This is a genomic window from Nocardia sp. NBC_01730 (assembly GCF_035920445.1).
Classification (GTDB): Bacteria; Actinomycetota; Actinomycetes; order Mycobacteriales; family Mycobacteriaceae; genus Nocardia.
The window spans coordinates 5612204-5635598 of sequence record NZ_CP109162.1 but is presented as its reverse complement, the minus strand read 5'-3'; the positions used below and the strand labels follow the sequence as shown (position 1 = coordinate 5635598).

Annotated in this window: 13 protein-coding genes; 6 read left to right on the top strand and 7 right to left on the bottom strand. The window is 68.1% G+C overall.

Annotated elements, in window-relative coordinates; all coding sequences use genetic code 11:
* Positions 1-41 precede the first annotated feature (41 nt).
* Positions 42-3137, bottom strand: coding sequence for a (Fe-S)-binding protein (locus OHB12_RS23420; protein ID WP_327110732.1), 3096 nt, complete (start codon positions 3135-3137; stop codon positions 42-44).
* Positions 3138-3590: 453 nt separating this feature from the next.
* Between OHB12_RS23420 and OHB12_RS23415 the strand changes: the two genes are divergently transcribed.
* Entirely contained in the window at positions 3591-4325 is a 735-nt protein-coding gene (locus OHB12_RS23415) for a hypothetical protein (RefSeq protein WP_327110731.1), read from the top strand.
* Between the two features lie 67 nt (positions 4326-4392).
* Here the strand turns inward: OHB12_RS23415 and OHB12_RS23410 are convergent, their stop codons facing one another.
* The 6 genes from OHB12_RS23410 to OHB12_RS23385 all read right to left on the bottom strand — a co-directional run bounded on the left by OHB12_RS23410 (position 4393) and on the right by OHB12_RS23385 (position 13889).
* Entirely contained in the window at positions 4393-5280 is an 888-nt protein-coding gene (locus tag OHB12_RS23410; RefSeq protein WP_327110730.1) for an NRDE family protein, read from the bottom strand.
* 139 nt (positions 5281-5419) lie between these two features.
* A complete protein-coding gene (locus OHB12_RS23405; RefSeq protein WP_327110729.1) occupies positions 5420-6685 on the bottom strand; it encodes a S1 family peptidase in 1266 nt (421 codons plus the stop codon).
* Between the two features lie 174 nt (positions 6686-6859).
* Positions 6860-8218: a S1 family peptidase gene (locus OHB12_RS23400; protein ID WP_327110728.1), complete on the bottom strand. Its 1359-nt coding sequence runs from the start codon at positions 8216-8218 to the stop codon at positions 6860-6862.
* 163 nt (positions 8219-8381) lie between these two features.
* Positions 8382-9476 (bottom strand): hypothetical protein, encoded by a 1095-nt coding sequence (locus OHB12_RS23395; RefSeq protein WP_327110727.1) that lies wholly within the window; start codon positions 9474-9476, stop codon positions 8382-8384.
* Positions 9477-9523: 47 nt separating this feature from the next.
* Positions 9524-12118, bottom strand: a complete 2595-nt coding sequence (locus OHB12_RS23390) for a LuxR C-terminal-related transcriptional regulator (protein ID WP_327110726.1) — start codon at positions 12116-12118, stop codon at positions 9524-9526.
* Positions 12111-13889: an Hsp70 family protein gene (locus OHB12_RS23385; RefSeq protein WP_327110725.1), complete on the bottom strand. Its 1779-nt coding sequence runs from the start codon at positions 13887-13889 to the stop codon at positions 12111-12113. The genes OHB12_RS23390 and OHB12_RS23385 overlap by 8 nt, the downstream gene beginning before the upstream one ends.
* A 295-nt stretch (positions 13890-14184) precedes the next feature.
* Here OHB12_RS23385 and OHB12_RS23380 point away from each other — a divergent pair, with 295 nt between their 5' ends.
* From OHB12_RS23380 to OHB12_RS23360, 5 genes are all read left to right on the top strand, one after another.
* Entirely contained in the window at positions 14185-16431 is a 2247-nt protein-coding gene (locus OHB12_RS23380; RefSeq protein ID WP_327110724.1) for an IniB N-terminal domain-containing protein, read from the top strand.
* A gap of 37 nt (positions 16432-16468) precedes the next feature.
* On the top strand, positions 16469-18331 hold the full coding sequence (locus OHB12_RS23375; protein WP_327110723.1) for a dynamin family protein: 1863 nt from the start codon (positions 16469-16471) through the stop codon (positions 18329-18331).
* A complete protein-coding gene (locus OHB12_RS23370) occupies positions 18328-19875 on the top strand; it encodes a dynamin family protein (protein ID WP_327110722.1) in 1548 nt (515 codons plus the stop codon). Before OHB12_RS23375 ends, OHB12_RS23370 begins: the two co-directional genes overlap by 4 nt.
* Before the next feature lie 885 nt (positions 19876-20760).
* On the top strand, positions 20761-22032 hold the full coding sequence (locus OHB12_RS23365; RefSeq protein WP_327110721.1) for a DUF4135 domain-containing protein: 1272 nt from the start codon (positions 20761-20763) through the stop codon (positions 22030-22032).
* A gap of 2 nt (positions 22033-22034) precedes the next feature.
* Complete coding sequence (locus tag OHB12_RS23360; protein WP_327110720.1) at positions 22035-23303, top strand: MFS transporter; 1269 nt, start codon at positions 22035-22037, stop codon at positions 23301-23303.
* Positions 23304-23395: the final 92 nt, after the last annotated feature.

Genomic DNA, 23395 nt, shown 5'->3' with positions numbered 1-23395 from the left:
ACTTCAAGGACCCGGGCTCTTCCGTTCTTCGGAGGCTGGGCTCAGTTCTTCCGGCCGGGCGCCTTGGCGCCGGACTTGAAACCGAGGCCACCCGGCTTGGCGGCGGGCGGCGTGACCTCGGGTGCTCCGTTACCGCCGGTGCCGTTGGTGGTCTGCTCGGGCTCGGAGGCGGATTCGGCCGGGACCGCGGTGGTTTCCGTGGCGGGCGCTTCCTCCGTCGCGGCTGACGCGGCTGCCGGAGCTTTTGCGCCCGGTGCCTTGGCACCGGGGCGCTTGAAGCCGGACTTCATGGCCAGACCCTTGGCGGGCACCGTCGGCTTCGCTTCCGTCGGACTGGTTTCTGTCGGAGCCGAGTCGGCCGGAGCAGCCGCGTCGGTGGCTGTCTCGGCCGGAGCGGCGGCGGCAGGAGTCGCGGCCGCCTTCGCGCCGGGCGCCTTGGCCGCACCCTTGATGGCGAGTCCGGGCGCCTTGGCGCCGCCCTTGATCCCCAAGCCCTTGACCGGCGGGGCAGCGGGAGCCTCGGCCGCGGGCGTGGATTCGGCCGACTCGGCGGCAGGAGCAGGCGAAGCCTTGGTGCCGGGTGCCCTCGCTCCGCCTTTCATGCCCAGACCACCAGGGGCCTTCGCAGGGCCCTTCATGGCCAGGCCTTTGACTGGCGCGGCGGGCGCCGATGTGGCCTCGGCCGCCGCGGGTTCGGCAGCGGGTGCCTTGGTGCCGGGTGCCTTGGCCGGGCCTTTCATCGCGAGTCCGCCGCCACCGGGTGCTTTCGCCGGGCCCTTCATCGCCAGACCGCCACCGGTCGGCGCGGCCTTGGCAGGCTCGGGAGTTGCGGCGGCCGGGGCGGGCTCCGGCTCGGGCTCGGGTGCCTTCGGCTCTTGGATGACGGTGAGGTTCCCGGTCAGCTTTCCGGGCTCGACGCGCTCGATGGCGTCCAGCATCAGCTGGGCGACGTCGACGACCTCGACGCCTTCGCCCTCGCCCTTCTCCTGGCGCGCGGTGACGCCGTCGGTGAGCATTACGCGGCAGAACGGGCAGCCGGTCGCGATCTTCGACGCCGCGGAGCTTCCGGAGCGGCCATCAGACGCAGTGAGCGTGTCCAATGCCTCGTCCACTCGATCGATGTTGATGCGCTTGCCGAGTTGCTCTTCCATCCACATCCGCGCGCCACCGGCGCCACAGCACATGGACCGTTCGCCGTGCCGAGGCATCTCGACCAGGTTCGAGCCGGACGCGGCCATCAGTTCACGGGGCGCGTTATAGATCTTGTTGTGCCTGCCCAGGTAGCAGGGGTCGTGATAGGTGACGTTCTGCGACATCGACGCCACCGGGATCAGCTGCTTCTGGCGCACGAGGCGGTTGAGCAGCTGGGTGTGGTGCACGACCTCGTAGCTGCCGCCGACCTGCGGGTACTCGTTGTTGAGCGCGTTGAAGCAGTGTGCACAGGTGACGACGATCTTCTTCTTGCGATCCTCGACGCCCTCGAACACCGAGTCGAGCAGTTCGATATTCTGCTGCGCCAGCTGCTGGAACAGGAACTCGTTGCCCGCGCGGCGCGCCGAGTCGCCCGTGCAGGTCTCGTCGGCGCCGAGCACCATGAACTTCACACCGGCGGTGGCGAGCAGCTCGGCGACCGCTTTGGTGGTCTTCTTGGCGCGGTCTTCGTAGGCGCCCGCGCAGCCGACCCAGAACAGGTAGTCGTAGCCGTCGAAGCTGTCGGCATCCTGACCGAAGACCGGGATCTGGAAGTCCAGCTCGTTGATCCAGTTGAGCCGGTCCTTGGCGTTCTGACCCCAAGGGTTGCCTTTGTTCTCCAGGTTCTTGAACAGACCCGCGAGCTCGGACGGGAACTCCGACTCGATCAGCACCTGGTAGCGGCGCATGTCGATGATGTGGTCGACGTGCTCGATGTCCACCGGGCATTGCTCGACGCACGCGCCACAGGTGGTGCAGCTCCACAGCACCTCGGGATCGATGATGCCGTTCACGTCCTCGCCGCCGACCAGCGGACGCTCGGCCTCGGCCTTCGCGGCCTCGGGGATTCGGGCCAGTTTCGCCTCGTTCGGGTTGCCCTCGGCGTCGACCAGGCCGGCCTCGTCGCCAGACCCAGCCTTGCGGCCGCCGGCCAGCAGGTAGGGCGCCTTGGCGTAGCCGTGATCACGCAGCGACATGATCAACAGTTTGGGCGAGAGCGGCTTGCCGGTGTTCCAGGCCGGGCACTGCGACTGGCAGCGACCGCACTCGGTGCAAGTGGTGAAGTCCAGCCAGCCCTTCCAGGAGAAGTCCTCGATCCGGCCGGCACCGAAGGTGTCGGTGTCCGGATCGGCCGTCTCCATGTCGACCGGCTTGCCCTTCGACATCATCGGCTTGGCCGCACCCAAGGCGACGCCGCCGTCGTCCGCACGCTTGAAGTAGATGTTCGGGAACGCGGAGAACCGGTGCCAGGCCACCCCCCAGGTGACGTTGCGACCGACAAGCAGCAGGAACAGCATGCCGGACATCAGCTTGACGAACGCGAACAGCGCAACCAGGGTGGGGCTTGCGGGCAGCAGTTCGGCCACCCGAATGGTGAAGAAGTCGGTGGCCGCGTTGGAGTGGCCGTAGGCCGCGATCTTGCCCGCCTTCACGAAGATCATGCCGAGGCCCTCGATCAGCACGATCGCCTCGATCACGTAGGCGGGGCCGAACTTCGAGCCGCTGAACCGGGACAGCCGCTCGGGCAGTCGCGGGTGGTTCAGCTGACGCAGGATGATCAGGGTGGTGATGCCGAGCACCGTGCCGATGCCGAGGATCTCGTCCCACAGATGGTAGATCGCCCAGTTGCCGATGATCGGCCAGTGGAATTCGGGGTCGAACGTCTGCCCGTATGCCTCGAACCACAGGATGGCGCCGCCGATGAAGCCGATCATCACGAGCCAGTGCGCCCAGCCGACGGTGCGGAATTTATTCATGCGCGTATGCGCGAGGAACTCCACGATCATCTGCTTGAACCGCGGGAAGAACGGCCGCCAGCGATCCGGCGCGGGCTGTCCGACCATGATGGCCCGCGCGATGTTGCGGACGCCGCCGATGAACGACGCCCAACACAGGAGGCTGAGCGTCGCCCCAATCGTGCCCAGCGTCACTGTCAGGGCATTCATGTCGCGACCTTTCTTTAGAGGCAACACGAGCGAGGGCGGTTCTGGCACCACCCTGTTGGCTCGTATCCTAACTGGCGGTAAGTTACCCGCCAGTAATAACTGGTGTCCATCGTAGTATCGGCCTTTGGGCTGTAGCCCGCGGGGCGGGGCTCGACTCACCATTTATCTGTGATCAACATCACGGTTTGCCTATTTGGGCGGGCTTGCGGGTGATAACTACCGTAAACGCCGAGGGATTAGGGGCCAATCGGTGCGGATTGGCTTGGTCCCCATGCCTGATAAGGGATCTCGCTTAAAGCGTGACGTTCTATTAGGCTCACCACGTTCTGTTTGCTGTGCCTGTCTGCATGCTGCTCGGGGAGGATCCGGATTTGCCACCGGATTTGATGAGAAAGAGCTCGCGCGTGCAGATCCGCTGGTGGACGACGACCTGATGCATGGATTGGAAACTGAATGAAACTCCGCAGAACCACCGCGGCTGCCGCGATGGTCATCGGCGCGATGACCATCGGCCTGGGGACCGCACATGCCGACGAGCCGGCGGCTACACCTGACCAGCCGATCCGGTACTCGGTCAAGCTGGTGGACAAGACCGTCGTGACGACGCTCAAGGGAGGCACGTTCGAACTCGCGAAGTCCTCCGAGGACGTCAAGGAAGACGACGTCTACAAGATCAAGGACGGTCAGGGCAACGCGGTTCTGACGCTCCCGATCGCCTTCAAGGTCGCCGAGACCCTCGTCCCGGTGAAGCCGGTCGTCAAGGACGACGCCACGGTGCTCGAGCTGACCCCTGAACAGGGTGTCACCGTCCCCAAGGACAAGCCGGTCAATGCCGTCAACATCGTCGCGCAGCCGATCGCCTCGCCGCTGGAGAACTCGCGTGCGCAGAACGAGTTCGCCAGCCAGTTCGGCATCGCCACCGCCGTGGGCGGCTTCCTCGGCACCGCCGTCGGTGTCGTCTTGGGCGGCGTGATCGGTTGTATCCTCGGCCTGCCGCTCCTCGGTATCGGCTGCATCCCCGCCGCCATCGCGGGTGCGGGCATCGGTGGCATCCTCGGCACCGTGGCCGTCGGTGGACCCGCGCTGGCCATTGCGGGCATGGACTTGATCAACACGCTGCAGGCGCCGGACGGCACCACGAAGTGGGCGGAAGGGAACTATTCGGCGACGGCGGTCGCTCCGAAGTAATTCGCTCGAACGCCTCTCGCTCGATCAGCACGCGGCCCGCTCTCTTCGGAGGGCGGGCCGCGTGTCGTTATCCGGGTAGGGCAAGCGTGCCACGGAAGGACACCTCGCCGATCTCGCGGCCGAGCCTGCCGAAGGAGCGTTCGGCCATCGAGAACGTTCCATCCTCACGCACGAGCAGCACCGTGCTTGCCCTGGTGCCGTGCAAGGTGTGCCCGATGAACCTGGCCGACAGCGTCCGCTCCATCTCCTGGGGAACCCCGGTGTGCGGTAGGTGGTCGTCCGGGGCCTCGGTGCGGTCGGCGAGCACTGCGAAATAGCGCTCCACCGCGTCGGGATCGGACTGCGCGAGCTGTCGCAGTTCGATCAGGCCCGCGTGCACTTTGGGCCAGATGAGTTGGGGCGCGGTCGGATCCGGGGCATCCTCGGTCAGACCCGCGGAGCTGACGAACGTGCCGTTGGAGAGCCCGTGGAAGCCGGGAACGAGTTCCCTGGGCTGGGCGGGGCTGCGGTTGGAGTGCCACCACAGCGTCTCCAAGTCGGAGACCACCAGGTTGTAGCCGTTGTAGTCGTCAGGCGCGGCCGCGACGTCGAGCACATACTTCTCTGGGCCGGGGAAGGCTCCGGCCGAATGACGGTCGGACGCGCTGCGCAAGAAGTCCATCAGCAGCGCGCCACGGGAGCGGGCGTAGGCGCGTTCGTCGTTCGGATCGCGTACGTTCGTCACCGTGGCGAATCGGCTGCGGCCATGTGGTCGCGTGGTGAGCCCGAGCCAGGTGCCGGGAGGATCGCCCTCGACCCTGCTCTCGGCGCCGGTGTCGCGCCCGGCGAGCAGCCCGGGCACCTCCGGCCACCACCGCATGGACTCGGCAGGCCGGGTGTAGTACTCGTCCCGGTTAGCGGCCACGATCAACCGGTAGTCCGGATGCGCGCGCCAGCCGATCAACACCAAACACATGCAGTCAGAATGCCGGAACAGTGCGGGGGCACGCGACGGGTTCCCCGCCGTAGGCCGCGCAAGGGCAGAGGAAAAAGGGGCCGGATACGGCGAAAAGGCCGACAGCGCAATGCTGTCGGCCTTTTTCGGGTCCTGCTGGTCAGTTGGTGCGGACGCGAAGCCCCGGGTTGTCGGAGAGCACCACGTGCACCGGCTGCGCGAAAAGCTGCGGCACGTTGCCGGTGAGGGCGCCGATCAGGTTCGGGATCTCGCACACGGGGTAGTCGGCCACCGAGGAGGCGCTGGAGATGCCGAGCGCCAGCCGGCCGGTCACGATCGGGCCGCCACTGTCGCCGGGCAGCGCGCAGATGTTGGCCGAGAAGCTCTGGGTGAGCTCACGCTCGCCGACCTGCACGGTCTGGTCGACCGCGTTGACAACGCCGCAGCTGAAGCCGGTGCGCGCACCGGACTTGCAGACCGGAGCGCCGACGACCGGGGTCGCCACGCCGTCGACCGCGATCGGGGCCGCGCCGGGCGCCCGAACGCCGTTGTTGGCGAAGCGATCCTTGGCCTGGTCGTTGATCCGCACGATCGAGTAGTCCTGCTCGCCGAGCACCGACTTCTGGAACACACCGAGCTGCGCGCCGAGCCGGTCGCCGTTCAGCTCGTAGACACCCGCGGCGTTGCCGCTGCCCGCCGACGCGATGTCCGGGTTGCAGTGGCCTGCGGTGATGTTCACCGTGTTGCCGTTGCGGTCGATGCCGTTGAAGCCGAGCGAGCAGCGCAGCGAGCTGCGTCCTGCGACCGACGCGAAGGCGTCGCCGGCCGCGAGGGCGCCGCGCTGCGTCTCACCAGCGATGTCGCCTGCCTGCAGAGTGCTTTCCTCACCCGCCACCGGCGGGGCCATCACGATGATCCGCGCCGGATCGATGAAGTTCGGCATCGGCAAGCCCGCCTGGTCGACGCGCACCGCGATGGAGTTGTTGACGGTGTCGATCACCGCACCACGCACCAGCGACCGCACCACATCCGGTTGGCCCTCCAGCCACCGCTCGAACGCGCTCTTCTCGCCACGCAGCGAGGCCTCGCTCTTGGCGACGTTGCGCACCTCGAAACCGGCCGACTCCGCGGCCTTCTTGGCCTCGTCGGCGCCGGGCCCCTGGGCCAGCGCTACGACCGCTTTGCCTGCCTCGTCGAGCCAGGAGCCTGCGAAAACGGCCGGGTACTGCCGCTGCGCGTTGGTGGCGAACGCGGCAACCTGTTGCGCGACATCCGCACGGTGCAGGTACTCGTCGGGCGAGATCTTCAGATCGCGGGTCACCGCGGCCACCAGTTCGGCGGGCAGGTTCGGTGCCTGGTCGGGTTCAGCCGTCGCTACTGCCGCCGTGGGGCCGAACAGCAGGATTGCCGCCGAGGCGGCGATCACTGTTTTTCGGATTCCGGTCTGTCGCGCGGCTGATCTGAGAGGACCTATACGTGGCAGGAGCATGTGCAGACTATATGGGCTCGAGCGCGGTATGCCTACTCATCGAGGAAAGCCGGTCGGTTCGATAGCCGATAAACCGGTCGTATGTCGGTCGCCACAGTCTCTTCGGGCAGGTCACCCTGCGTTCGGGCGCGTGCGCACTGTGATGCCGCTGCCGAGCCCGCCGCCGGAAGAGGCGTCGATATCGGCCAGAATCGGCCGGATCGGAATGCCCAGCGTGGCCGTGCCGCCGTACTGCGCGAGCGCGGCGTTGGCCTCGTTGCAATTCGGCGCGTCCGCGGCGTTGGAACCACTGGTGATACCGAGCGCCAGCGTGCCGGACACGATCGCGCCCCCGCTGTCGCCGCCGAGCGTGCACGCCGAGTTGGCGAAGCCGCGCACGATCTTGCTCTCGCCCTCCGCGGTGTACAGCTGGGTCTCCACCCGGTCGGCCACGACGAAGCCACAGGTGAAGGTGGACGACTGGCCCGACTTGCAGACCGGGGCGCCGGTGATCGGTTCGGCGGTACCTGTGATGGACAGCGTGGTGCCGTTGGCGGCGCGTACCGAGGGCTGGTCCATGCCCGCTCGCACCGCGCGGTCATTCAGCTTGATCACCGAGTAGTCCAGCGCGGTCTGGCCACCGAGGGTTGCTCGCACGAAAGTGCCCAGTTCGGGGCTGGACGGTATGTCTCGGACATCCGGCAGGTAGACCGTGGCCTCCTGGTTGCCCTTACTCAGATTCGGATCACAGTGGCCCGCACTGATATTCAGCGCGTTGCCCGCCGCGTCGACGCTGTTGAAACCGAACGAGCAGACGTCGACGCCCTTCAGCGAGGTGTCCTTCAGTGAAATCGGAGCGCTGATGTAGGTGTCGCCGCCCATCGGACGCCGCTCGACCGGACCTCCGCCGTTCGGCGACAGGATGACCTTGATGTTGGCGAGCAGGGTCGGCAGGTTGAGCATGTGGCCTGCGGCTGTGTTGGCGACGCTGAGCACCAGCTGGCTGTTCAGGAAGTCGATGGCAACGGAGTTGATCCCCTGCGAAATCTCCCGCGGCAGGCCGGTGATCCACTGGTTCAGCTGGATCAGCGAGCCTTCCAGACTGTCCGCGGAAACCGGGGCCAGCCTGGTCTGGTAGCCATCGGCGGCGGCGACATGGGCGGCGTCCAGCGAGGTGACCGCGACGACGGGCTTGCCGTCGGCGCCGATCCAGGCGCCCGCGTAGACATCGGGTCGCTCCGAGCGGAAGTCGCGCGCGTAGTCGCGCAGCTGCTGGGCACGCGCCGCGCGGTCCAGGTACTCCGTCGGGGTCATCTTCAGATCGCGCGCGATGGCCTGCACCAGCTCCGGTGGCAGAGTGTCCGCTTCGAGCTGCGCGGGAGCCTCGGGCGCAGCCGAGGCGGTTACCGTGCCGAACAAGGGAGCCAGGAGAACGGTCGAGGCGATGGCGACAGCTTTGACCGCGGCGCGACGCGCCACCAACTTGCGCATGAAGTCCCTTCGTCGGCACGCACGTGCCAGCTAAATCCGTGGCCACAGGCGGAATCCGTTGGCACACAGCCGTCGTCCAGCAACAGACCGTTGTCCGCAATTCATCCGACAACACCGGTCAGCGGATCACTCTAGGGCACAAACCCGGGAAGGACGCTACTAATCACCGACTACCGGGTATCCAGCCGGGGAAGGTCGGAATCGGCTGTATCGGTCCGTAGAAGGGGTTTGTCGTGGTCGTCGGCGTCCGCGTGGGACGTGTAGTGGTAGTCGGCGCCGTGGTCGGCGGCTCGGTGGTCTCCGGCGGCGGCGTCGTGGTCTCCGGCGTCGTGGTCTCCGGCGTGATCACCGGAGGCTCCGGCGACGGAGTGGTGACGGGCACCGTGGGGAACTCGACCGGCGGCGCGGGCGGAGTGAGGCTCACCGACGACTGCTCGGACTTGGCGTCGGGTAGCGGCGGCACCGGCGTGTCGCCGTCGTTGCGGAACAGCGCGGTCACTGCGATACCGCCGAGTATCAGCCCGATCAGGGCGGCCACGGCGATCAGTACCGGTGCTCGTTCGCGGTCCTTCGCGGGAGTGGTTGCCGGTATGGGCTTTTCGGGTGCGGCCGGTTCGCTCGTCGCGACCGGCGTGGCGACCGGAATGGCGGCGGAGTATGCCTGCGGCTGGGCGGCGGGAACCGCAGGCATGACGATAGTGTCCAACAACGAGTTCTCGGCGGTGGACGGGTCCGGCGGGGTGGCGCCCGCCGGCGTCGCCAGCACCGCCGCCAGCGCCGCGCGCGCCGCGTCGTAGGCGAACACGCCGCCGTTCGCGCCGGTTCCGGCGCTGGGCAGGTCGCCCTCGCTGACCAGCAGCACCGAGCGGAGACCGAGGTAGTCCAGTGCCTCGCGCAGCGAGCGCACGTGCTCGGCGGGCCAGTCCCCAGGATGCGTCGCGTAGAACTCCGCCGGACCGTTGAGATGCTCGGCGGTCAGATTGATCAGGCAGAACAACGCGGTGGCCATCAGATCTTCGGCGCGATAGGCCTCACCGTCGTCGACCGAGATGCCCGCGGGATCGCCGACGGCAGGGACGAAGCCGGTGATCGAGTGGGAACGTCCCGCAGGTACCGGTCCGCCGAGCACGGCGTCACCGTCGTCGGACATATGCAAGGCCGACTCGCGGACGATGTACTGCGGCTCCTCGTCGCCGTCGGTGACGATTACCGCGGTGCACTCATCCTCGGCGATGCGCAGGCCCACCCCAGTGGCCATTCTCAGTACCTCGCTTCGGCATTCCCGCTGACACGGAACCGCAAAGGTTACACCAGCAGCGAGCCGTGTCCCATGGCGCGCAGCATCGACAACAATTCCGATCGCGAGCCGGCACCGATTCGGCGTCGGATGCGGGCGATGTGGTGCTCGACCGTCTTGGCCGAAATGTACAGCCGCGCCCCGATCTCCCGGTAGGTCAGCCCGAGCAGCACCAGTTCGGCCACTTCGCGTTCGCGTTCGCTGAGGATCGCGGCCGGTGCCTGCGCAGGAGTCGCCGGCGTTGCCTGACCCCCTTCGCGCGCGGCAGGTGCGTGCGGCCGGGCCTGCGGTTCCTGTGGACGGGCGTCGGCGCGGACCGTGCGTGCCAGTTTGAGCAGTGCGGTCGCTGTCGCGGAGTCCGGCGCGGCGAGTGCCGCCTCGCTGGCCAGCCGAGCACCGTCCCAGGTCATGCCGATCTCGGTCAGCGCGGCGACGGCGGCATGAACCGGTGCGGTGGCGACTTGACCGCGCAGCACCAGCACCCAGGTGCGGCCCGCGTCCGCGAGCACCGCGGCGTGCCGGTCGCCCGCCTCGGCCGCGGCCTTCAGCGCGTGTGCGTGCGGCAGCAGCTCCTCAGGGCTCTCATGGGCGATCGCGGCCTGCACGCCGTACCAGTGGAAGGCGTTGGACCAGGCCGGAGGCTCGTCCAGGCGACGAAGTAGTGCCAGCGTGGCGTCCACCAGCGGCGCGATGCGGCGCTCGTCGCGCAGGCGGATGCCTGCCAGCCACAGTTCGCCGATCGGCAGCACCGACAGGAGATCTGCCTGCACGTCGTCGAACAAGGGAGCGGCCGCCTGCCACGCGCGGGTCAGCGCGGTGTGGTCGCCGCTACGTCGGGCGAGGCCCACCGCGACGCCGTGTGCGAGCAGCCGGTCGCGGACGTCGAGCGAGTCGTGGTCCAGCGCGGCCACGATGGCCGCGGCGGCGCCCTCGTCGCCGCCGAGCATCGCGGTCCATGCCGAAAGTACGTCGAGCTGATGGCAGCGCAATCCGCTGGCCGCGGCACGCCGCAACGCGTCTCCGGCGCGGCGCGGCGCACCGGTGCCCAGCGAGAGCAGCGTGGCGATCGACACCGCCGTGCACGGCAGGAAGCGGTCGAGGCCCGCGTCGGCGTGCGCGGCCTGCACCAGTGCGGATACCGCCGCGGCCGTGCCGTTCGCACGCTCGGCGATGGAGTCCGCGAGCCCGGTCGCGATCAGCCTGGCGTGCGCGTCGGCCTCGGTGGGCGGCCACTGCGTCGACGACGCGGACAGCTCCGCGGCGCCCGCCACATCACCCGCCAGATACAGCACGGTGGCGCCGACCGCCCAGTCCCGGCCCACCCGGTGCGCGCCGAGCCAGGAGTACAACTGCGCCGCGCGGCCGACCATGCCGCGACGGGTCAGTACCGCCGCACAGATCCGCACGGCGGTGGCGAGTTCCGCGCCGGTGCTGCCCGGCCGTGCGAGCATCGGCTCCGCCAGGCGTATGGCCGTCGCACCGTCGCCGGTGCGCGCGGCCGCCTCGGCCCAGCGCAGCGCGATCGAATCGAGGTCGGCGCCGCCGGCCGCCGCGGCGGCGTAGTAGCGGACCGCCTCGCGACCGGCCTTCTCCGCCGCGGCGATCAGGAATTCGGCGAGGCGCGGGTCGCGGACGCCGGATTCGGCGAGCTGCAGGGCGGTGTGGTCGCGCAACAGGCCTGCGTCGAGCCGGGCGTCGAGCAGCCTGCGCTGGACCGCGACGAACCTGCGGTCGCCGAGCAGCGTGCGCAGCGGGCTGACAGCGGGTTCGAGCAGCAGGTCGGCATCGGTCACCAGCGCGCACGCTCTGGCCCGGTCGATGAGATCTTGGGCGGCCGCGGGCTCCACACCGAGTACTTCGGCGAGCTCGCTGGAGTCGAGTCCGGTCCCGGTGGTGGCGACAACGAGAGTCTCCAGCAGGTCGGGCTCGAGGTTGTCCAGCAGTGCACGCGCCCATGCGGTGACGGCGGTATCGACGACGCCGATCCCCGCGTCCAGCCGAGCCGAGCAGGCAGCGGTCAACGCGGCGACCACGCCGCCGCGGATACCCGCGGTCTGCAGGTGGATGTGCTTGGCGACCTGGCGCGGAACCATCATGCCGAGTTCCCTGGCGAACGGTGCCATGTCGGCGCCGCCGAGCGGGCGCAGATCGACGACGCGACCGCGTCGGGCGACCGTGTCGGCGAGCATCCGCAACCGCGGGTCGTGCGGGCGCGGCTGTGCCGCCACGACAACCGTGTAGCGGCCGGATTCGATGACGGCGCAGAGATATTCGAGGTCGAAGCGGCCAAGGGTATGTGCGTTGTCGATGATCAGGGCTGGTCGCGTGGCGGCGTCGGTCGCCGCGCCCGCTCCGGTCCCGCTGTGCGTCTGCGCCATCGCGGACGAACCGTTGCGCGCGTGCGTGTGCTGGAGTGTGGCGGCGTCGTCCCGCAGCGGGACGCCATCGGCGCGCAGGCGGGCCCGGATCTCTGTGAGCAGTGTGGACTTACCGGTTTGCGAGCGGCCGCGGATGAGATAGACCAGCGGCTGCTGGTCGGTGGAGTCCAGTTCCCGGAAGATCTCCCGCGCGCACGGCAGGGTGTCGAGGGCAGTATCAGCCACCTGAGCCTCCGAGAATCTGGCCGGGAGCGCGTAGCACGGTGCCGACGGTGTCGCCGACGCCGTCGATGGTGTCGTTCAGCACCCCGGTCGGCAGGCTCGGCGCCGGACGCTGCGGCTGCGGCGCGGGCTGGGTGGTGCCGGGTGCCGGAGCCGGGGACGGGGAGGGGGACGGCTGTGGTTGCGGAGCCGGTTGCGACGCACCAGGCTCCGCGGGCGCAGGCCGGCCAGGGGCCTGCTCGCTGTTCACTACGGCGACGGTGGTGCCCTGTGTCGCGGACGAGGGGGAGTCGGCCTCGCTCGCCTCGGCTTTCGGTCGACCCGCGGAGGTGGTCGAGTCCGGTGCCGCGACGCCCGCAACGGGTACGGACAGTTCGCCCGGCCGCACGACGGTTGTCGCGGCGATCTCCGCCGCACTACCGGCCGTGGGCTGATCGGTCGAGGCGGGATGGTTCGAGCTGGACTGGATGCCGGTGCCGACGGCGACCGTGCCGCTGGCCAGCAGGCCGATAGCGACCGCCGCGCCGGCGACGATGGCGGCGCGCTGCTTGACGGTGAGCGCACGGCGGCGGGACGGGCGTTCGTCGGGCAGGGGCGGAAGGCTCAGCGCGGGAAGCGCTGTGGTCGATGGCGCCGTCGCGGTCTCGGCGACCGGGGCGGCCACGGGTAGGTATTTCGCCTCGGCGGCAAGCAGGTCGGTGGCCAGCAACGCGGCGCCGCGGGCGCCGGTGTGCTCCGGCTCGGGGGCGGCCACCACGGGCAGACCGAACTCGGACGAGATCAGCTCAGCGACCAAGGGGATTGCGCCGCCGCCACCGGTGAGCAGGACGCGGCCGATGTCGCCGATGTCGAGCCCGGCCCGGTGCACCGCGTCGCGGATCAGGTCGATCGAGCTCAAGAGCGGCCCGCGCAGCAGGTCCTCCAGCTCACCGCGCACCAGCCGCACGTTGCCCCCGCGCGGTGCGGCCGGATCCAGCCGCACCGGAACGACCGTCGCCGTATTGATGGAAAGCTCTTCTTTCGCATTCCTGCAGCGCTCGCGCAAAGCCGATAACTCGCGTTCCACCAGAGGGTCGAACGGATCGAAATCATTCGCGAGCGCGGCGTTTGCCAGGACATAGCGCATGGTCAGCAGATCGAATTCCGCCCCGGCGATGTCGGTGCTTCGCAGCGGTGTACCGAGCAGGCTCGCGTGGTCCCCGGTGCGCACCACCGAGACGGTCAGCCCGGATCCACCGAGGTCATAGACCACCACCGCGCCGTCCGTGAGCGGACCGTGTGCGGCGTCGAGCCAGCGGACCGCGGCGGTCGGCTCGGGGACGAGCGTCACCTCACCAAGTCCGGCCTGGTCGAGGGCGGCGCGCTGGATGTCGACGGTGTGCCGCGACCATGAGGCCGGGTGGCAGGCGACCACCGTCTCGTCGACGTAGCGGCCTGCTTCCCAGGTGATCTCGTCGAGCAGGCATCCGATCGCGGTGGCGACCAGGTCGGCCGCCGAATGCGCCGAACCGTCCTCGGCGAGCATGGCCACCGGGTCGCCGACCCTGGCGAGGAACCCCTCCAGCAGCACGTCGCTGGAATGACGACCGGTGGCGCGTGCGCCCGCACCGAAAGTGGGCGCCGCGTCGGGGGACAGCCGCAACACGCTCGGGTGGGTGAGTACCGCACCGCCGCCCGAGAGAATGATGTTGTCGTCGCTGCCATCCTCCGCTGCCGCCATGGCGACCGAATTCGACGCGCCGACCGTGATGCCGAGCGCCAGGCGCTGTGTCATTCGAGAACCCCGTTCGAAAACTGTCTGGTCCGGTGTCACTGCTGTCCAGTCCGATAGTGCGCAGGTCAGTGTGGTCACGCCGACGCAACAGATCTGTCGGTTGCTGGCACTCCGCCGTTACCGGGCGGGGAAGGATTCGGGAAAAGCCCCTATTCGTGCGGCCGCCCCTATCGGTGCGGAGGGACCGGGTGCAGGGGTTTGCCCCGTTCCGGAGTAACGCGCCGTGTCCCTACCGTGAAATTCATTCCAACGACTGCGGATCATGAGGTCCGCCGGATCTCAGGAGATGTTTCTGATGACACCCAACGCGATTCTGGAGTTCATCCTCGATCTGCTGCGGAACCACGAGGCCGCAGTCGGCTACTGCGCGAACCCGACCCAGGCGCTGGCCGCGGCAGGCCTTTCCGCGGTGACCCCGGAGGACATCGCGGCCTGTGCCCCGATGGTCGCCGAGTCGGCACTGGTAGCGGGCGGCTCCCAGCTGCAGGCGATCGTGGCGGCAGGTGCGCAGACGGGTGCGGTTGCCGCGGTGAACGCAGCAGGCACCGTGGGCGCGGCCGCCGCGGCGGACGCCGGGCTCGACCTCGGCGTCGATCTCGGCGTCGATCTCGGCGTGGACGCGGGCACCGGTCTCGGGCTCGACCTCGGCGCCGGTCTGAACACAGCGATCGACACCGGCCTGCAGGTCGGCGCCGATCTGGGCGCCGGGCTGACAGCGGGTCTCGACACCGTCGTGAACGCCGGAGCGGATCTGTCCGCCGCGGTGGGGGGCCTGCTCGGAGCGGGCGCCCAGTTGATCACCGGCATCGGGGCTGATGTCGACCTCGGTGCCGAGCTGTCCACCGGCCTGCAGGGCGTGGCGAACGTCGGAACCGGACTCGAGACCGGCCTGTCCACCGGCATCGACGCGGTACTGGACGCGGGCGCGGATCTCGGTGCCGGATTGTCCACCGGCGTCGACGGGGCCGTGGGGTTGACGACGGGTCTCGGCGCGGGTCTGCAGGGTGCCGTGGACGCGGCGACAGGTTTGACCGCGGGTCTGGGCACAGTGCTCGGATCCGGTGCGCAGGCCGGAACTGACCTGGGCGCGGGTCTGCAGGGCGCTGTGGATGCGGCGGCTGGTTTGACGACGGGTCTCGACGGGGCTTTGGGCGCGCAGGCGGGTGCGGGTCTGGAAGGTGTTTTAGACGCGGCGACCGGTTTGACGACTGGTTTGGATGCCACGCTGGGTGCTGGTGCGCAGGTCGGCGCCGAGCTGGGTGCCGGTCTGGAGGGTGCTGTGGAGGCAACGGGCGGCTTGACCTCAGGTCTCGACGCAGCGCTCGGTGCGGGCGGTGGCCTCGGTGCCGGGCTGTCGACCGGATTGCAGGGATTGGGCGAAGCCGGAGCACAGGTGGGTACCGGACTCGAGACCGGCCTGTCGACCGGTCTCGGCAGTGCGCTCCACGCCACCGGCCAGGCCGCGACCGGGCTGACCGGCGGAATCGACGGTGCGGCACAGGGTGCGGGCGATCTGGCCACCGGACTCGGTGGCGGTATTTCCTCGGCCCTCGGTGGGGCCGCGAATATCGGAACACAGGCGACGGCGGGCCTGGAGACCGGTCTCGCGACGGGGCTCGGTGCGGCCCTCGGCACGGGCGCTGATCTCGGCGCCGGTCTGTCCACGGGCTTGGACGGCACACTGGGCACCGGAGCGCAGATCGGCTCGGGTCTGGAAACGGGAGTCGGTGCGGTGCTCAGCGGCGCCGCCGACGCAACGACCGGTCTGGAAACAGGGGTGTCCAGCGGGCTCGGGGTGGGACTGTCCACAGGTGTGGACGGCGCGGTGCAGGCCGGTGTCGGCCTCGGGACCGGTGCTGCCGGTGCGATCGACGCGGGCGCGCAGGCTGCGGCCGGACTCGGCTCGGGCCTGCCGACCGGAATCGAGGCAGGTGCCGGGCTCGGAACCAGCCTGACCACGGGGATCGACGGTGCGATCGGTGCGGGTGCGCACGCTGGCGCCGGTCTGGAGACCGGCTTGTCGTCGACCGTGGGTGGAGCCTTCGGTGCGGGCGCTGACGCGACGACCGGTTTGGAAACCGGTCTCGGTGCTGCGGGCAATGCCGGTGCGGGACTGTCGAGCGGTTTCGATGGCGCCGCAAGCGCGGGGGCACAGCTGGGATCGAGCCCGGACAGTGGCATCGGTGCGCATGGGACGACCGGCCTGGAGAGCGGCCTGTCCACGGGCCTGGGCGCCACGGCAGATCTCGGCGGTGGGCTGACTTCGACCGTTGGTGGCGCGGTGGACACCGCCGCCGGTCTCGGCGGATCGGTGGGCGGCACCACACCGGGCGCGGTGGATACCGGGGCGGGTCTCGGCGGCAGCGTCGGATCGACCGCGCACACTTGGTCCTCGCTGGACGTGTCGAGCGCCTTCGGTTCGGGTCTGGACAGCACGACAGGTGCGCAGACCGACACGGGTCTTTTCACGGACACGCATGCGGGTGCCGATCTCACCGGTTCGGCAGGCGCCGACTTGACCGGCGACGCCTTCCTGCACTGACAGTTGCCCTGCGCTACGGAAAGAGGTCGATGCCGCGATGGGGACGCCCGCGCCGAACACCACGCCACCGGCGGTACCGCTGCTTTCGGCACTCGATGAAACCATCGCGGCGGCGCGTGCCGCGGGCCGCAACGATCTGGTCGGCCGCCTGGAGGTGGCGGCCGACCGGGTCCGCGACCCACGCAGGCGCATCGTCGTCGCCGGGCTTCTGGACCAGGGCAAGAGTCGCTTCGTCAACGCGCTGCTGAACCTCGACATCTGCCCGGTCGGCGACGACGCGACCACCACGGTGCCGATGTCGCTGTCGCACGGCTCCGAGCCGATGGCGGCGTTGGTGCTCGCGGCACACGGCGACTCCAGCGGCGCGGAGACCAGGGTCGCGGTGCCGATCGAGGAGATCGGCAGGATCGATGCGCGCTCCCCGCACGCCCAAGGGCGGCGCATCGTGCGTATGGAGGTCCAGGTGCCCAATGCGCTGCTGGCCGACGGGATCGTGCTGATCGACACTCCGGGTGTCGGCGCGCACGGGAGTTCTTATGCCGCAAACGTGCTCGGCCTGGTGCCCGCGGCCGACGCGGTGCTGGTGCTCTCGGACGCGTCCACCGAACTCACCGAGCCGGAACTCGCCTTTCTCCGGCAGGTGCGGGAGCTGTGCCCGACGGTCGCGTTGCTGCTCACAAAGACCGACCTGTACCCGCACTGGCGTCAGGTGCGCGAGGCCGACCGGAGTCATCTCGAGCGGGCCGGTCTCGACGTGCTGATGATCGCCGTCTCGTCGCTGCTGCGCAGCCACGCGCTGCGTTTGCAGGACCCGCAGCTGGGTATGGAATCCGGTTTCGGCGTGCTCTATCAATTCCTGCGCGACCAGGTTGTTGCCCGCGATCAGCTCGCGACGCGTGCTGCCGTGGCTCGCGACATCCGTTCCGCGGCGGAACATCTGGCGCTTGCGCTGGGCAGCGAGCTGGTCGCGGTGCGTGATCCGGAGCAGGGCGCGGCGGCCGTTCGCGAATTGCAGTCCGCCCGAGCGGCGGCCGAGGAACTGCACCGCCGCACCGCGGCGTGGCAGCAGACCCTCGCCGACGGCATCACCGACCTGGCCGGCGACGTCGACCACGACCTGCGGGACCGGCTGCGCACCATCGCACGGACCACCGAGGAGTGGATCGACGAGCACGATCCCGGCCGGCACTGGGACCGCATCGCCGAACACCTCACCGGAACCATCGACACCGCGATCGGCGACAACCTGTTGTGGACCCATGCGCGGGCGTTCTACCTCGCCGAGCGGGTCGCGGAGCATTTCTCTGAGATCGGCGCCGTCGACCTGCCGGAGGTGCGGCCCGGACTGCAGGCCGATACCGGCCACACCAGTTCCGGCACACTCGCCGACCTGGAGCCCGACATCGGCTTCGGCAGCAAGCTGCTCGTCGGCATGCGCGGCTCCTACGGCGGTGTGCTCATGGTCGGGCTGGCCAGCACGTTCGCCGGGCTCGCGCTGCTCAACCCGATCTCGATTGGCGCGGGAGTCCTGGTGGGCGGCAAGGCATTCCGTGACGACAAGCAGGCCAGACTGGCCAAGCGCCGCAACGAGGCGAAGGCGGCGGTGCGCAGGTTCGTCGACGACGTGGCATTCCAGGCGGGCAAGGAGTCGAAGGACCGGTTGCACCGCATCCACCGCGCGCTGCGCGACCATTACGCTGGTGTCGCCCAGCGGAGCCTGCGCTCGCTGGACGACTCGCTGCGTGCGGCGCAGGAGGCGGCGACGATGGCCACCTCCCGGCGTGCCGAGCGTGGCGCGCTGCTCGAACAGCAACTGCGCGTGGTCGCCGAGCTGCGCCGATATGCCGATGCCATGCAGGCCGCACTACCGAGCGGACCCGCCGGTACGGTAGCCCCGTGACAGATGAAGGTGGCGCGGCGCCGGGGATCGTTGCCGAGGCGCGTCGACTGGTCGGCGAGGCGCGGGCGGTGCTGGCGAGCGAACCGCGACCTCGGGCGCTGCTGGCCGACTGCGCCCGCAGATTGGACCAGCCCCTGCGCGTCGCACTGGCCGGTTCGCTCAAGGCGGGCAAGTCGACCCTGCTGAATTCCCTTGTCGGGCAGGACATCGCCCCGACCGATGCGACCGAGTGCACCAGGGTGGTCACCTGGTACCGGTACGGTTCGACGCCGAGCGTGACGGCGCACGCCTACGACGGCGCTCGTGCGAACGTGGTGGTCCGGCGCGGCGGCGGAGCGCACGGTCTGACCTTCGACCTGGACCGGCTGCACTGGGACGCGCCGGCACCGCGCGACGTCGACCACCTGGAGGTCGAGTGGCCCGCGGCGGCGCTCGCGCACACGACGATCATCGACACACCGGGTACGTCGTCGCTGTCACGCGAGGTGTCGCGGCGCACCGCGCAGCTGTTGACGCCGGAGGAGGACGAGCAGCGGGTGCAGGAGAACCTCGCTGTTCCCGGCGCGGACGCGATCGTGTACCTGCTGCGCAGACTCGACGCCGCGGACGTGCGCTTCCTGGAGCGAGTCGGCGCCGGAAACGCCGAGGAGACATCGGGATTGCCGGGCCCGCTCGGCGTCGTCGGTGTGGTGTCACGGGCGGACGAAATCGGCGCAGGACGGATCGACGCGCTGCACTCCGCGCGCGATGTGGCGGTGCGTTTCGCCGGGGAACTCGAGCGAACCGGGCTGTGCCAGGCCGTGATTCCGGTTGCCGGGCTGCTCGCGTTCGCCGCCGCCACGCTGCGCCAGCAGGAATTCGCGGCATTCGAGGCGCTGGCGTGCATTCCCGTCGACGACCTGAGCGCGGCGCTGCTGTCGGCGGATCGGTTCGCACGCGCCGACATTCCGCTTCCGGTGCCGCCGGAGCTGCGCGCGCAGCTCGCCGAGCGATTCGGCATGTTCGGTATTCGCATGGCGATCACGTTGATCCGACTCGGCGTGCGTGATTCGGTCCGGCTCGCCGCCGAATTGACCATCCGCAGTGGTGTCGACGAGTTGCGCTCGGTACTCGACGTGCAGTTCGGCCAACGCGCCGACCAGCTCAAGGCGCATTCCGCGCTCACGGCGCTGGCCAGGGTGCTCACGGCCTACCCTGGCACCCGGGCCGATAGTCTGCTTCCTCAGGTGCGCACCCTGCTCGCCGACGTCCACGGCTTCGCCGAGCTGCGTCTGCTCGGCCGGTTGCGCACCGACGAATTGACGCTGCCCGCAACCGATCTCGCTGAACTGCACCGCATCATCGGCGGTTCCGGTATCGCCCCTCATCTACGCCTCGGCCTGCCGGTCGACGCGGCGCCCTCGGTGCAGCGCGCCCAGGCGGTCGCGGCGGTCCGGAAGTGGCGCGCCCGCGCCCGCCACCCCCTCGCCGACCAGTTCACCGCCACCGCCTGCCTCACCGCCGCCCGCAGCGCGGAGGGCACCCTGAGCCTGCTACCCGAGTAGGTATTTCGCGCGGGCATCGGGCTACGACGGGGCAATCGGATCCGCGCCGGTGTTCCCGATGCGCGATGTTCGTCAGGGGCTGCGTGGTATCGCCCGGTGACATGCTTCGAATCCGCATGGCCGCGCTGCGGCCGTTGCTCGAGGCACTCGCCGAGCGCGGGTTCGACGGCTTCTCCAGATGTCGCCGACCTACGCTGAGCAGGATGCGAGCGGCACTGCCCCCGTGTTCCGCATCAGCATCGGGATGCCGAGATCAGCGAACGAATCGGGAACTCGGCTCTCCGGACTCGGCCGGAAGCTGCCCCGCTCGGCGAGTCGTGCTTTCCCGATCCAGCTGTATGTGGTATTTCCCGATGATTGCCATCTATTAGCGAATGGTCTCCGCGTCCGAGTCCGGTTAACTGACGGAAGGTGAGAAGTCCATATCTGGTGACATGAATCACATCTGTGTGTATTTCTGATTGCCAAAGTTGCGGCTCCGCGTTTATGTTCTAGGTGGGGGAGCTCCTCTTCTTCCATTTATGTAAGACATGATGAAAGAGGCTGATGAAATGACTATCGAATTCGCGGACATCGCACGTGACACTAATCTGTCAAACGTTCTCGGCACAGTCGACGACGCCAGTGGAACGTGTGACTGATGGTCTGATCGAGTAGTGGTCTCGGGTAGGTCGGTTCGTTTCACTCTATCCGGGTCCCTACCCGCGATTCTGTGCAGAAAACTTCGAGCGAAGCGGCGGGACGACCATATATTCTGAGTTCGATAATACGGTTTTCGGAGTACTAGATGAATGGTTGAGTAAACACTACCCTACTCCGGGATATGTCGATCTTCGGAGATCCGCACGTGACTGGATGCGGTATCTTATTCCGCAGGTCGCGGTCATGTCGGCAGAACTCGGCGAGCGAATTACGAAGTTGAACAGTGATTCCCTTCTGCCGGACATCGCGTCCCGGGTGTTGTCCGGGAAGAGTGCTGTCTGGTCCCGGATCGTCGAGCCGCGGATCGGGGCTGTCATTCAGGGGGCAATAGACCTGCATGCTCAGGTTCGAGACGAGGGTATGCAGGTAGAATACGTAGTTCCGGGGGTTGGAGACCCGCACTGCGGTGGTCGCTCGGCGACGCAGGTCGTCCTGGCTGACGCTGTCTACTATTTCAAGCCGGGCAGAACTTCGAAGCGCCGGTTCATGCAATCCTGTTTACAGGCTGTCGGTATGGAGGATTGCATGTACCTTCCGCCGGAAATCCCTTTGCTCGACGGCTACCTCCAAGAATCTGTTGATCGCGCCGGGGTGGCGGTGTCGGATGTGGATTTCTGGCACAAAGCGGGGCAGTTCGCCGCGATTGCCGACTGCCTATCTGTTACAGACATTCACTATGAAAACGTCTCCACCGCTCGCGGTGCGGTCGCGCTGATCGATGACGAGACCATCTTGACGGCGAGTCCGGCACCGCGGATTCGAGGCATTCTCACGACGCTACTTCTACAAGATCCATCGAATGCTGCCCACGGTGTAGTCGCTGGGTTCATGGCCTCGCGAACCACGGGTAGGTCGAGGAATTTTCCGACCATTCAAGAGAGCCGATCGCGTGCGGAGTTGACCGTCCGATTCACCGCGTTCGGGCAGCGACAGCAAACCTCGATCAGCCGCGACTACGGATCGATCTACGATTCTCTGGACAGCTTTCTCAGGGGACTCAGGTCCGGATATAGGCGGATCCGGGCCAGCCGATCACTTCTCGAAGAGGTGATTGTTTCGCACGCACCCGAACTCAGATCGCGAGTGATCGTCGACGCCACCGCGAGCTATCGCCGATTGTCGGCGATGGTCTCGACGGCGCCACTCGACAGCTCGGTTCAAGACCTCGAAGACACACTGGTCGACGAGCTGGTAGCGGTTCAGCGCCCCTTCGTGCCAGCTGGGTTCATCCGATCCGAGGCCAACCAGCTTGCGCTCGGTGATGTCCCGTTCTTTGTGATCGACACCACGTCCCAAACTGTGTTCGACCAGTGGGGTCCGGTCGGCAAAGTAGTGCGAAGTCCCGCCGCGCGGTCGGCTGTGAGCATCGCCGGCGTCGATGAGGACTACATCGAGCAGCAATGCTCGGTCGTCAGCGAGCACGTCCATTCGCTCAGGTCGAACGAACAGGAGTAGCAGTGATCGATGTGCATGCGCAGGCGATCGGTGCGGTAGGCCGCTTGCGGGTCGCCGGCTTCACGTCGGCTTTCGGCAACGGCGCTACCGGGGTCGCGTTGCCGATTGTGCTGGCTTCCTCGTTCAGCGGATGGCAGGTCGGGGCGGTGCTCGCCGCGTTGGGGCTCGGTATGTCGTATTCGTTCGCCCGCGGTGGTGTCGAAGCCGACCGAGCCCACCGCATCCGCCAGATGATCTTTTTCGACTGCGTCCGCGCCACCGCGACGGCCGGAATCGCCGTAGCCACGCTGGTTCCCACGTCGAGCGGGTGGTTACTCGCCGCTGCATGTTCACTGGTGAACGGGATCAGCGTCGGTTTCTATCGTCCGGCGCTCGCCGCGTACTGGACCGACATCCTTGACCAGGACACCCGCCGATCCGGGTTGGCTTCCAATGCGCTGATCAACCGGACCGGATTGGCTGTCGGCGCGGCCACCGCGGGTGTCCTTGTCGCCGCTCAGGTTCCGATCTGGGTTCTGGTGGTCGACGCTGTCACCTTTGTCGTCGGCGCGGCTATCTGCGTCGGACTTCCCGAGATCGAGGGACGAGCGGACAAGAAGATCGTCTCTCCGGGGCAGCTGCGGATCCGGCGAGTGAAAGAGTTCGACCTCGTCGCGAACTGGAAACTCATCTACGCCACATTGGCCACATTGCCATGGCTTCGTTCGGTGATCTCGACCAGCATCGTATCGTCGCTGTTCCTGGCCATGTGCCAGGTCGCGGCCCCGCTCGCGCTCGTGAAGCTCTACAGCCCCGGCCAGATCGGACTGATCCAGTCGCTCCCGGTGCTGTTTCTGTTCGCCGGAAATCTCTTGGCTCGCTTCATCGATCCCCCCGTACCCGGCGCCTGGCTGACTACGAGCCTGGTCACCAAGCCACTGTCCTACGCTGCGATCGGATGCCATCTCCCTGCACTGGTTCCTTCAGCTCTGGCCTGCGGCTCCTCGTTCTCGGATTCCGTCAACGGTCCACGGTTGGCGAACACCATCGCAGAGGGCTTTCGCTCCGCGGATCGCGGCAAGGTCTTTGCCGCGCAGCAAGGTTCCGGGTCGCTGCTTTCGCCGGTCGGGCTGATCCTGGCTGGGTTGCTGACGACTGCTGTCACGCCGGAGATCATGCTGATGCTCTGCGCCGGGGCACTTGCCGCGCTGGCCATCATTCCGTGCATGAAATCCGGATTCTGGAACTTCCGCACCAGCGGAGCCGCGCAACCTGCGAACTCGTTTGCGTAGGGGGAGTGTCGTGTTTCTACAAGACGGCTTCCCGTGCGGGCGGACAGCATGGCCACATGATGTCGCTGTTGAGGAGCTCTGCGAGGCAACTC